The organism is Flavobacterium branchiophilum FL-15 (assembly GCF_000253275.1).
GTDB classification, from domain to species: Bacteria; Bacteroidota; Bacteroidia; order Flavobacteriales; family Flavobacteriaceae; genus Flavobacterium; species Flavobacterium branchiophilum.
This window is the reverse complement of sequence record NC_016001.1, coordinates 2,403,400-2,415,947: the sequence shown is the minus strand read 5'-3', so window position 1 is coordinate 2,415,947 and position 12,548 is coordinate 2,403,400. Positions and strand designations below refer to the sequence as shown.

General features: G+C 32.8%; 8 protein-coding genes. 7 read left to right on the top strand and 1 reads right to left on the bottom strand.

The window, feature by feature from the left end; translation table 11 throughout:
• Positions 1-85 precede the first annotated feature (85 nt).
• Positions 86-1,360: a serine hydroxymethyltransferase gene (locus tag FBFL15_RS10385; RefSeq protein ID WP_014084547.1), complete on the bottom strand. Its 1,275-nt coding sequence runs from the start codon at positions 1,358-1,360 to the stop codon at positions 86-88.
• Between the two features lie 110 nt (positions 1,361-1,470).
• Between FBFL15_RS10385 and fahA the strand changes: the two genes are divergently transcribed.
• The 7 genes from fahA to FBFL15_RS10350 all read left to right on the top strand — a co-directional run bounded on the left by fahA (position 1,471) and on the right by FBFL15_RS10350 (position 12,544).
• Positions 1,471-2,754, top strand: coding sequence for a fumarylacetoacetase (gene fahA, locus FBFL15_RS10380; RefSeq protein WP_014084546.1), 1,284 nt, complete (start codon positions 1,471-1,473; stop codon positions 2,752-2,754).
• Positions 2,755-2,942: 188 nt separating this feature from the next.
• Positions 2,943-5,042 (top strand): ATP-binding response regulator, encoded by a 2,100-nt coding sequence (locus FBFL15_RS15800; protein WP_158309099.1) that lies wholly within the window; start codon positions 2,943-2,945, stop codon positions 5,040-5,042.
• A 113-nt stretch (positions 5,043-5,155) separates the two neighbouring features.
• Positions 5,156-6,754 carry a bacillithiol biosynthesis cysteine-adding enzyme BshC gene (gene bshC, locus FBFL15_RS10370; protein ID WP_014084544.1) on the top strand — a complete coding sequence of 533 codons (1,599 nt, stop codon included), beginning with the start codon at positions 5,156-5,158 and terminating at the stop codon, positions 6,752-6,754.
• Between the two features lie 63 nt (positions 6,755-6,817).
• Positions 6,818-10,261: a methylmalonyl-CoA mutase family protein gene (locus FBFL15_RS10365; protein WP_014084543.1), complete on the top strand. Its 3,444-nt coding sequence runs from the start codon at positions 6,818-6,820 to the stop codon at positions 10,259-10,261.
• Between the two features lie 150 nt (positions 10,262-10,411).
• Complete coding sequence (locus FBFL15_RS15795) at positions 10,412-11,206, top strand: transposase (RefSeq protein ID WP_014084542.1); 795 nt, start codon at positions 10,412-10,414, stop codon at positions 11,204-11,206.
• 5 nt (positions 11,207-11,211) lie between these two features.
• Entirely contained in the window at positions 11,212-11,688 is a 477-nt protein-coding gene (locus FBFL15_RS10355) for a GyrI-like domain-containing protein (RefSeq protein ID WP_014084541.1), read from the top strand.
• A gap of 7 nt (positions 11,689-11,695) precedes the next feature.
• Entirely contained in the window at positions 11,696-12,544 is an 849-nt protein-coding gene (locus FBFL15_RS10350) for an alpha/beta hydrolase (protein ID WP_014084540.1), read from the top strand.
• The last annotated feature ends 4 nt before the right edge of the window (positions 12,545-12,548 follow it).

The window sequence follows — 12,548 nt, the reverse complement described above, 5'->3', positions numbered from 1 at the left end:
AATCTTTTTTGAAGCAGTAAAAGCCTCAAAAAAGGATTTCCACTGCTATCCCTAACGCAAACACTCTAAATAAGAATATGCTGTCTTAATAAACAAACATGGGTCTTTCGCCCATCATGTCATTTACTTCTTGTGCAACGGCTTCTATTACAGCTTCGTCTGTATGGTTTGTAAGTACTCTGTCTATCAATGCCACAATAGTTTCCATATCCGATTCTACTAAACCACGAGTCGTAATTGCAGGCGTACCAACACGAATTCCCGAAGTTACAAACGGCGATTTGTCGTCAAAAGGCACCATGTTTTTGTTTACTGTAATTTCTGCTTTAACCAAAGCATTCTCAGCTTCTTTTCCTGTAATGTTTTTATTACGTAAATCAATCAACATCATGTGGTTATCTGTTCCACCCGAAATCAAATCGTAGCCTCTGTCTGTAAATGCTTTTGCCATGGCTTTTGCATTTTTTTGAACTTGAAGGGCATACGTAAAAAATTCGTCTTTCAATGCTTCGCCAAATGCTACTGCTTTTGCAGCAATAACGTGCATCAATGGCCCCCCCTGATTACCAGGAAAAACCGCCAAATCCAATAAAGACGACATCATTCTCAATTCACCTTTTGGTGTTGTAAGTCCAAATGGGTTTTCAAAATCTTTACCCATCATGATCATGCCACCTCTTGGCCCTCTTAGTGTTTTGTGGGTTGTAGTAGTTACAATATGACAATGTGGAATGGGGTCGTTCATCAATCCTTTTGCAATTAAACCTGCAGGATGAGAAATATCTGCCAAAAGAATAGCACCAACACTATCAGCTATTTGTCTGAAACGAGCAAAATCCATGTCTCTACAGTAGGCAGATGCCCCAGCAATTATTAATTTTGGTTGCTCTTTTGTTGCAATTGCTTGAATTTTATCATAATCAAATTGTCCTGTTTCTTTTTCTACGCCATAAAATACGGGTGTATATAACCTTCCAGAAAAGTTTACAGGCGAACCGTGCGTTAAATGACCACCATGAGACAAATCAAACCCCAAAATGGTATCTCCAGGTTTTAAACAAGCATGATATACCGCAGTATTGGCTTGCGAACCCGAATGTGGTTGCACATTAACATAAGCTGCTCCAAACAATTCTTTGGCTCTATCAATGGCAATTTGCTCTACAATATCCACTACTTCGCAACCACCATAATACCTTTTACCAGGATAACCTTCGGCATATTTGTTGGTTAAACAACTTCCTGCTGCTTCCATCACTTGGTCGGAAACAAAATTTTCTGAGGCAATAAGCTCAATGCCATGTATTTGTCTGTCTTGTTCTTCTACAATAAGATCAAAAATTTGTGTGTCGTTTTGCATTTCTAATTTTTCATTAAATTCTTTGCAAAAATACAAAAAAAGATTTGCTACAATAATTCTTTATAATATATTTGATAACTCAAATAATAAAAATTTTAATCCCATAAATAATGCCAATAACAGCCAATCAAATTAACCGAAAATCATGGCTTGATGTGCCTGAAAATAGTGATTTTCCTATTCAAAATATACCTTTTGGAGTTTTTTTAACACAAAAAGATGAAGTTACCATTGGTACTCGAATTGGTGATTATGCCATCGATTTAGGTGCTTTTCAACGCTTAAATTACTTTGAAGGTATCGATTTGACCGATGATATGTTCATGCAAGATACTTTGAACGACTTTATTTCGGACGGAAAAAAGACTTGGCGATTGGTTAGAAACCGCATTGCCTCTGTTTTTGATGCCGAAAATCCCCTTTTAAGAGATAATAAAAACCATCGCAATCAAATTATTTTTAATGTTGCCGATGTTGAAATGCAGTTGCCGGTACTCATTGGCGATTATACAGACTTTTATTCCAGTAAAGAACATGCTACCAATGTAGGAAAAATGTTTAGAGACCCTGCTAATGCTTTGTTGCCCAATTGGTTACATATTCCTGTTGGTTATCATGGTCGGAGTTCGTCTATTATTCCTTCTGGAGTTCCTGTGCACAGACCCATGGGACAAACTTTGCCAGAGGGTGCTACATCTCCCGTTTTTGGCCCGTCTCGATTCATTGATTTTGAATTAGAAACTGCTTTTATCACTACCGATGCCAATTTATTGGGCGAAAATATTCCCGTTCATGAAGCAGAGGAGTACATTTTTGGTATGGTACTTCTTAATGATTGGAGTGCTAGAGATATTCAAAAATGGGAATATGTTCCGTTAGGACCTTTTTTGGCCAAAAATTTTGCCTCTTCTATTTCACCTTGGATTATTACTATGGATGCTTTAGAACCTTTTAGAACCAAAGGTCCTCAACAAGATCCCGCTCCGTTGCCCTATTTGCAACAAAAAGGAAAACATGCCTTTGATATTCATTTGGAAGTTTTCATTCAGCCAGAAAATGCCCATCCTACACTTGTAACGGCCTCTAATTTTAAATACATGTATTGGACAATGAGCCAGCAACTGGCACACCACACAAGCAACGGTTGTAGGGTAAATTCTGGCGATATGATGGGTTCGGGTACTATTTCTGGACCAGTTCCAAATAGTTTTGGATCTATGCTTGAACTAACTTGGGGTGGCAAAAATCCCATACAATTGAACGATGGCTCTGAACGAAAGTTTATCAATGATTATGACACCGTGATTATTAAAGGTTTTGCTTTTAACAACGAAGTTAGAATAGGTTTTGGGGAAGTAGCTAGCAAACTTTTACCACCTTTTGTAAGGAAATAAACAAACAACCACACTTTTTTTGAATAGAAACGGTGTGGTTGTTTTATTTAAACGACTAACAATTGCCCCAACAATTTAGTTTATTCAACCATTCATGTCGTACTTTTATGTGTAAAAAATATTTATATATTTTATTATTTCTTTTTCTACCTATTATAGGTATGGCTCAAGTGCTTCCAAAATCAACAATGGACGAGCTAAACCAAACGAAACAATTAGTTGCTTCAAGAGAATATAACACCTATTCTAAAGGAATCAAATGGATAAATAGTTTAGAAAAACAAATTTTACTTACAAAAAATATTAATCAAATATTGGTATTTTATAGGGAAGTTTATGATATTTATTTGGAAAATAGCGAATACGATAGATGCAACGTTTACATAAACAAAGGATTTAATTTATTAAAAAAACAACCCAATCCAAGAGAATTTGGTTTGTTTTGCGAAATGAAATCGGTGCTATACAGTTATCAAGCTGAATCAGAATTGAAAGAAAAATGGAATATTTTGGCACTGTATTATTTGAATAAATATGGCAAACCAGAAGAGAAAATAGATGTCAATTATAATTCGTCGTTATATGCTTATAAATCAAAAAAATGGAAAAAATCCATATATTTTGCTAATGAATGTATCAAAAACATAGATATTTCTAATGAAAAGGTAAAAAGAAAAACTTTTTTATACGTTTTTTTATGTTCTTCTCACTTAAATTTAAACCATTTGTCCGAGGCTGAAAGGTATTTTAAATTGTATGTTCAAAACTTGAAAGAACGTAAATTAGTAAGTGATGTTACAGATACCCGATTCCATAAATTGAAAGGAGATATTAGTTTGAAGAAAGGACTATATCAAGAGGCAGCTTATCATTTTCAACAATCGATTGAAATACAAAATAAAATTGAACTTCAAAAAAATAATGATTCTGGCGGATTGTTATATTTGAAACTCAAATTGTTTAAAAATTATTATGAAAATAAAAAACTAGAAGAAGAAAATAAAGCCAACAAAATAAAATCAAAATACCAATATTATATATTAATTTTAAGTTTTTTAATCATATTAATTTTAATTATTTTTTCAATTTTTCAATATAAAAATGCTATTTATAAAACAAAAATAAATAAAATATTAAAAGAGAGAAACCTTGAATTAAGAAAAACCAATACCGTTTTAAAACAAGCTATTAAAACGAAGAGAAGATTTTTGGATACCATTTCTCACGAATTGCGAACGCCTCTTAACACCATAAAAAGTATTGCTTATTTGATAATGAACAAGCAAGCCGAAGATCAAAAGAGAGAATTGAGTAACACCCTGAAATTTTCGTCAGATTATTTGTTAAATCTTGTAAATAATATAATTGCTTTCAATACATTGAATAAATCCAAAACACAAGAATTTCATTATGAAGAAACCAATTTGAATCAATTAATTATTAATATTTCAAATTCCTTAAAATTTATTCACTCAAACGACAATACCGTACATTTGAATTTGGATGATGCCACCCCCGATTTATTACTTATTGACAAAATGAAAATAACTCAAATTATATTAAATTTGATTGATAATGCACTTAAATTTACTAAAAAAGGAGATATTATTATACATACAAAATTAATTGACAAAAATAATGAAAAAGCACGAATTAATTTTCATATTAGCGATACAGGTATAGGAATTCCAAATGCAATGCTATCAAAAATTTTTGAACCCTTTTTTCAAGGCAAGGATAATATCAAAAAAGATTATGGCGGAAACGGAATAGGTTTGTCTGTTGTTCAAAAAACTTTAAATTTGTTTCACTCTGACATTCATGTTATTTCTAATGAAAATAAAGGCACTACTTTTTATTTTGAATTGATTTTTGAAATTGTCAAACCAAAAAAAATAGTTGTTGATAATCAGATAGATAAGAAAAAAAACCTCCATATTCTATTAGTTGAAGATAACAAAATCAATCAATTAATGACCAAAAAAATCCTTGAAAATGACGGTTTCAATTGTGATGTAGCCAATGATGGTGCCGAAGCAGTAAAAATGGCACGATCTAAAAAATACAACTTAATTTTAATGGATATCATGATGCCGATACTTAATGGTTTTGAGGCTTCTGTTCAAATAAAAACCTTTCAGCCTGAAGTTCCCATAATAGCCCTTTCGGCCGTTGCAGAAAACATCAACAAAAACAATATTATAAAAGCTAAAATGTCGTATTTTTTAACAAAACCTGTTGATTCTGAAGTTTTATTTGAAACTATTTTAAAATATGCTATTGATTAATTGTATTAATATCTTTTAAAAAAAATAAATATATCCGTCCAATTAAACGAATTAAATACTTTATTAATCATTATTTTTTTTAGATTTGTAACTTATTTATCAACCCATTTACTATGTCATCAGATTGTGTTGCTTATCAAGAATCTCGTTTTTTTCAACCCATTATTGTCGATTATTTGAATCAAAATAATGCAATGGCTCATTTGTATAATAGATTTCCAAATATCGAAAATTTTCAAAGTCAAATCAACGAAAAAAAAGCCAGTTTTGACAATCTTCAATTAAAAAACAGATCAATTTTAGTTGATGTTTTAAACAATCAATATCAAAATGTAAATGTTTCTGCAACAACTAGTCATAATATTAACCAATTATTGTGTGAAAATACATTTACAATAACTACAGGGCATCAATTGAACTTGTTTACTGGGCCATTATATTTTTTATATAAAATTATAACTACTATTAATCTTTGTAAGACTTTAAAACAACAATTTCCACAACAACATTTTGTTCCCGTTTATTGGATGGCCACAGAAGATCATGATTTTGAAGAAATCAATTTTTTTAATTTTAAAGGAAAAAAATTCCGTTGGGACAAAACCGTTTCAGGAGCTGTAGGTTCCATTTCAACTGAAGGTTTAGCCGCTTTTTTGTCCACTTTTGAAAAAGAAATGGGAACTAATATTCATGCTAAAACCATAAAAAAATGGTTTGAAAATGCCTATTTAAAACATGATAATTTGGCAGATGCTACCCGATATTTAGCCAACGAACTTTTTGGCGAACAAGGTTTAGTTATTTTAGATGCCAATGAAACCAAGTTGAAACAAATTTTTTCTCCTTTTGTAAAAATGGAGTTGTTAGAACAAATATCTTATAAGAAAATTTCTGAAACTTGTAAACATTTTAAAAATTACAAACCTCAAGTTACGCCTCGTGAAATCAATTTGTTTTATTTAGACCATCAAATCAGAGAACGAATTGTAGCAGATGGTAACAATTTTAAGGTACTAAACACCCATTTGTCCTTTACAAAACAAGCCTTATTGGATTTATTAGAAACTAATCCAGAAAAATTCAGCCCAAATGTGGTTTTGAGGCCCATGTATCAAGAAGTGATTTTACCCAATTTGTGCTATATTGGAGGGGGAGGAGAATTGGCTTATTGGTTAGAACTAAAATCTACTTTTGAAGCCCATCATGTTGTTTTTCCAATGTTATTAATTAGAAATTCAGTTGTTGTTTTATCTCAAAAACAAATTTCAAAAATGAAAAAATGGCATGTTTCGGCACATGATTTATTTTTAACAAAACAAGAATTATTAACCCAAAAAACCAAAGAACTTTCCGAATTTCCTATTGATTTTTCGCAACAAAAAAAGTTTTTAGAAAAACAGTTTGAAGCACTATATGTATTAGCTCATCAAACAAATAAATCTTTTTATGGAGCTGTAAAAGCTCAAGAAATGAAGCAATTAAAAGGCTTGGACAATTTAGAAAAAAAATTGTTAAATGCCCAAAAAAAACAATTTCATTCGGAATTAGATCGTATGCAAGCATTGCAAAACGAAATTTTTCCTAATGGAAGTTTGCAAGAAAGACAACTAAATTTTTCAGAATTTTATATAGAATATGGTCCAAATTTTATTCAAAAATTATTGGATACTCTAAATCCTTTTCAACAAAATTTTGAAATGATTTCATTTTAATTATTTTTTATATTTTTTAAAATATTCGTAAATTGCACCCATTAATTTAATCTAAAATTCACAATGATTCAACAAACACCCTATATTCCTAAAAATAAAATAAGAATTGTTACTGCAGCTTCACTTTTTGACGGTCACGATGCAGCCATTAACATCATGCGTAGAATTATTCAAGCCACAGGCGTTGAAGTGATTCACCTTGGACACGACCGAAGTGTGGAAGAGGTTGTAAACACTGCCATTCAAGAAGATGCGAATGCCATTGCGATGACTTCTTATCAAGGAGGTCACAATGAATATTTCAAATACATGTATGATTTATTGAAAGAAAAAGGAGCTGGACATATCAAAATATTTGGTGGTGGTGGAGGTGTAATTTTGCCTTCAGAAATTTCAGAACTACATGAATATGGCATTGAAAGAATTTATTCTCCAGATGATGGTCGTGCCATGGGATTACAAGGGATGATTAATGATTTGGTGAAAAGGTGCCCCCCAACCCCCGAAGGGGGAGCTGAAATGGCTGCAGAAAATTTGACTGAAAATCTCAAGAATAAGAATGTAAATACTATTGCCCGATTAATTTCTTTAGCTGAAAATAATCCAGATAAATTTCATACTCTATTTCCACAATCTTCAGAAGCTCCCCCTTCGGGGGCGGGGGGGGCTCCCGTCTTAGGTATAACAGGAACAGGTGGTGCTGGAAAATCATCATTAGTGGATGAATTGGTACGAAGATTTTTAATTGATTTTCCTGAAAAAACGATTGGATTAATTTCGGTTGACCCATCCAAACGTAAAACTGGTGGTGCTTTGTTGGGCGATAGAATCCGAATGAATGCGATTAATAATCCTAGAGTTTATATGCGTTCGTTGGCAACTCGTCAATCCAATTTGGCTTTATCGAAATATGTGGCTGAAGCAATTGAAGTACTAAAAGCAGCTCAATATGATATCATTATTTTAGAAACCTCAGGAATTGGCCAATCGGATACCGAAATTTTAGAACATTCGGATGTTTCGTTATATGTGATGACACCTGAATTTGGTGCTGCAACACAGTTAGAAAAAATAGATATGTTGGATTTTGCCGATTTAGTCGCGTTGAATAAATTCGACAAACGTGGGGCTTTAGATGCCATTCGCGATGTGAAAAAACAGTACCAACGCAATCATAATTTGTGGGATGTGGATACCGATAAGATGCCTATTTTTGGAACAATCGCTTCACAATTCAACGATCCAGGTATGAATACACTCTACAAATCCATCATGGATAAGATTGTAGAAAAAACAGGTGCTGATTTACAATCGACTTTTGAAATTACCCGTGAAATGAGTGAGAAGATTTTCGTAATTCCACCACATAGAACCCGATATTTATCAGAAATCGCCGAAAATAATAGAAAATACGATGAAACGACACTTTCGCAAGTTGAAGTAGCGCAAAAATTATATGGAATTTTCAAAACTGTGGAATCGGTTAATGGAAGTTTACCTCAATTAGATAAAGCAGGAATTGTTGAAAGTTCTTTGAAAATTACTGCTGATAATAAGGATTTTGTTTCGTTATTGACAAAAGAATTCGACCGAGTAAAAATGAATTTAGACCCATACAATTGGGAAATTATTTTAACTTGGGATGAAAAAGTGAACAAATACAAAAATCCGGTATATAGTTTTAAAGTTCGTGATAAAGAAATTAAAATTGCGACACATACCGAATCGCTTTCGCATTCACAAATTCCAAAAGTAGCCTTACCAAAATACCAAGCTTGGGGCGATATTTTGAAATGGAATTTACAAGAAAATGTACCTGGTGAGTTTCCTTTTGCATCAGGTTTATATCCATTTAAAAGAGAAGGCGAAGACCCAAGCCGCATGTTTGCAGGAGAAGGTGGGCCAGAACGAACAAATAAGCGTTTTCATTATGTATCAGCGGGATTGCCAGCAAAACGTTTGTCAACGGCTTTTGATTCGGTTACCTTATATGGAAATGACCCTCACATTCGTCCTGATATTTATGGAAAAATTGGAAATGCCGGAGTTTCGATTTGTTGTTTAGACGATGCAAAGAAATTGTATTCTGGTTTCGATTTAAGTCATCCGCTGACTTCTGTTTCCATGACGATAAATGGACCCGCACCAATGTTGTTAGGATTTTTTATGAATGCGGCTATTGATCAAAATTGTGAAAAATACATTATTGAAAATGGTTTGCAAAAAGAAGTTGAAGCTAAAATCAACGAAATTTATAAACAAAAAGGTGTAACACGTCCATCGTATCAAGGGGATTTACCAGAAGGAAATAATGGTTTAGGGTTAATGCTTTTGGGTGTAACTGGCGACCAAGTTTTACCTTTAGATATTTATCAAGATATAAAAATCAAAACCTTAGCACAAGTTCGTGGTACGGTTCAAGCCGATATTTTGAAAGAAGATCAAGCACAGAATACCTGTATTTTTTCTACCGAATTTGCCTTGCGATTAATGGGTGATGTGCAAGAGTATTTCATCAAACAAAATGTTCGTAATTTTTATTCGGTTTCTATTTCAGGTTATCATATTGCTGAAGCAGGGGCGAACCCAATTACGCAGTTAGCTTTTACATTATCTAATGGCTTCACTTATGTGGAATATTATTTAAGCAGAGGAATGAACATCAACGATTTTGGTCCGAATTTATCGTTCTTTTTCTCGAATGGAGTGGATCCAGAATATGCAGTTATTGGTCGAGTGGCTCGAAAAATTTGGGCGAAAGCTATGAAAAACAAATACGGAGCCAATGAAAGAGCCCAAATGTTGAAATACCACATTCAAACTTCGGGGCGTTCGTTGCATGCACAAGAAATTGATTTTAATGATATTCGTACGACTTTACAAGCATTGTATGCAATTTATGATAATTGTAATTCCTTGCATACTAATGCTTATGACGAAGCGATTACTACACCAACAGAAGAATCTGTGCGAAGAGCAATGGCCATTCAGTTGATTATTAATAAAGAATTAGGTTTAGCGAAAAACGAAAATCCAATTCAAGGTTCTTTTATTATTGAAGAATTAACCGATTTAGTAGAAGAGGCTGTTTTACAAGAATTTGACCGAATTACAGAACGTGGTGGTGTATTGGGAGCAATGGAAACGATGTACCAACGATCTAAAATTCAAGAAGAAAGTTTGTATTATGAAACCTTGAAACACACGGGTGAATTTCCAATTATTGGGGTAAACACTTTCTTAAGTTCCAAAGGTTCGCCAACGGTTATTCCGGCAGAAGTGATTCGTGCCACAGAAGAAGAAAAGCAATATCAGATTGAAATGTTAGCGAATTTACATCAAACCAATGCAGAGAAAGTAGCGGAACAATTGAATAGCATTCAAGACGCAGCCATTAAAAACCAAAACATTTTTGAGAAATTGATGGATGCCACCAAAGTTTGTTCATTAGGACAAATCACCAGTGCGTTGTTTGAAGTGGGAGGGCAATATAGACGGAATATGTAATCCCCGTAGAGACGCGATTTATCGCGTCTGTTTTAGAGACGCGATTTATCGCGTCTGTTTTATAGACGCGATTTATTGCGTCAAAAAATAAGAGAGACGCGATTTATCGCGTCTCTACGATACGATACAATATTAAAATAAATAACAGCCATGCAAAATAAATTTCAAAACAAATACCGAATTCCATCTGCACGATTGCAAAATTGGGATTATTCCAATAACGGAGCCTATTTCATTACGATATGTACAAAAAACAGGCGTCATTTTTTTGGAAAAATTCATAATGGCGTGATGCAATTAACAGAAGCAGGGAAAATAGCATATCAATTATGGGAAGAAATTCCGGATCATTTCCCGTTTATTGAATTAGGAAATTTTGTTATTATGCCAAATCATGTGCATGGTATTTTAATAATTAACCAATCCGCAGTAGAGACGCGATTTATCGCGTCTCCAAACCCAACCGATATTGCGTCGAAAAATTCAATAGAAAATTCAATAGAAAATTCAATAGAAAATTCAATAGAAAATTCAATAGAAAATTCAATAGAAAATTCAACAGAAAATTCAACAGAAAATTCAACAGAAAATTCAACAGAAAATTCAACAGAAAATTCAATAGAAAATTCAATAGAAAATTCAACAGAAAATTCAACAGAAAATTCAAATGAGAAAGAGACGCAATTAGTCGGGGCAAACCAGGTTGGTGGATTTTCTGGAGATAAAAATCCAATGTTACATGATAACATTTCTAGAGTCATCCGATGGTTTAAAGGGCGATGTTCATTTGAAATCAAAAAAAATAAACCCGATTATGGATGGCAATCACGATTTCATGATCATGTTATACGAAATTCAAAATCATTTGATAACATTCAAAATTATATTGAACAAAATCCATTAAAATGGGAAAACGATACATTTTATAACGAATTAAACCATTAAGAATTATGAATCCAACCCTAAAAACCTTTCCAACCACCAAATTTGTTGGTAAAAATCTTTCGTTTTCTTATGCAGATTATCGAGCATTTGAATTATGGAGTAGTTTTATGCCAAGACGAAAAGAAATTGAAAATGCAATTGGTACTAATTTATACAACATTCAAGTGAATCCTGAAAACTATGATTTTCAGCCGAATACACTTTTTGTGAAATGGGCTGCGGTGGAAGTTTCTAGTTTTGCAAATATTCCGAACGATATGGAAACATTGGAAATTGAATCAGGTTTGTATGCCGTTTTTCAATATAAGGGAGATCAACAAGGAGTTGCAGCTTTTTTCAAATCGATTTATATGGAATGGTTGCCTTCCTCGGGATATGAATTGGAAAATAGGCCTCAATTTGAAATTTTAGGCGAAAAATATAAAAATAACGACCCCAATTCCGAGGAAGAGATTTGGATTCCGGTTAAACATAAACTTTAAAAAAAACATGAAAAAGATTTTATTTTTTTTATTTTTTATGATGCTAAATGTTACAGTATCATTTGCTGCTACAGTAGATACTTTACTAATAGCATCAAAAAGCATGAATAAAAGTTACAAAGCTGCTATTGTGTTACCCAATAATTATTCAAAAAGTAAAAATAATTATCCTGTTTTGTATTTATTGCATGGAGCTTATGGACATTTTGACAATTGGTTACAATCTACACCAAACCCTAATTTGGTTAAAAATTTATCAGATTTATACGACATCATTATTGTAATGCCTGAAGGAGAAACTTTTAGTTTTTATATCAATAGTCCTTTAAATCGAGCCAGCCAATTTGAAACCTATATTAGTCAGGAAGTTATCCAAAAAATTGACGCTTCATACAGAACGATTTCAAATAAAAATGGAAGAGTAATATCAGGTCTTTCTATGGGAGGACATGGAGCTTTATATTTAGCTACTAAACATCCAGACCTGTTTTGTGCAGCAGGGAGTATGAGTGGAGTAGTGGATATGACTATTATGATTAGTCCTGAGCGTATCGAGAGAACAAAATCATTATTTGAACCAATATTAGGAAAAGAAGTTACAAATCCAGAAGCATACAAACCATATACAATTATGGATCAAATAGAAAATATTAAAAATAATAAAATACCTTTGATAATTGACTGCGGTGTAGATGATTTTTTATATGAAATAAATAACGAATTTCACAGGCGCTTGTTGTATAATAAAATACCTCACGACTATATCGAAAGACCTGGTGCACATACGTGGGAATATTGGGAAAATGCTTTGCCTTATCAAATGCTGTTTTTTAATAATATTTTAAATAAAAAATAATAAT

What these genes read in the sequence shown, in the direction of transcription:
- FBFL15_RS10355 (WP_014084541.1), top strand. Translation starts at nt 11,212, where the DNA reads ATGAATCCAACCCTAAAAACCTTTCCAACCACCAAATTTGTTGGTAAA.
- FBFL15_RS15800 (WP_158309099.1), top strand. Translation starts at nt 2,943, where the DNA reads ATGGACGAGCTAAACCAAACGAAACAATTAGTTGCTTCAAGAGAATAT.
- FBFL15_RS15795 (WP_014084542.1), top strand. Translation starts at nt 10,412, where the DNA reads ATGCAAAATAAATTTCAAAACAAATACCGAATTCCATCTGCACGATTG.
- bshC (WP_014084544.1), top strand. Translation starts at nt 5,156, where the DNA reads ATGTCATCAGATTGTGTTGCTTATCAAGAATCTCGTTTTTTTCAACCC.
- FBFL15_RS10365 (WP_014084543.1), top strand. Translation starts at nt 6,818, where the DNA reads ATGATTCAACAAACACCCTATATTCCTAAAAATAAAATAAGAATTGTT.
- fahA (WP_014084546.1), top strand. Translation starts at nt 1,471, where the DNA reads ATGCCAATAACAGCCAATCAAATTAACCGAAAATCATGGCTTGATGTG.
- FBFL15_RS10350 (WP_014084540.1), top strand. Translation starts at nt 11,696, where the DNA reads ATGAAAAAGATTTTATTTTTTTTATTTTTTATGATGCTAAATGTTACA.
- FBFL15_RS10385 (WP_014084547.1), bottom strand. Translation starts at nt 1,360, where the DNA reads ATGCAAAACGACACACAAATTTTTGATCTTATTGTAGAAGAACAAGAC.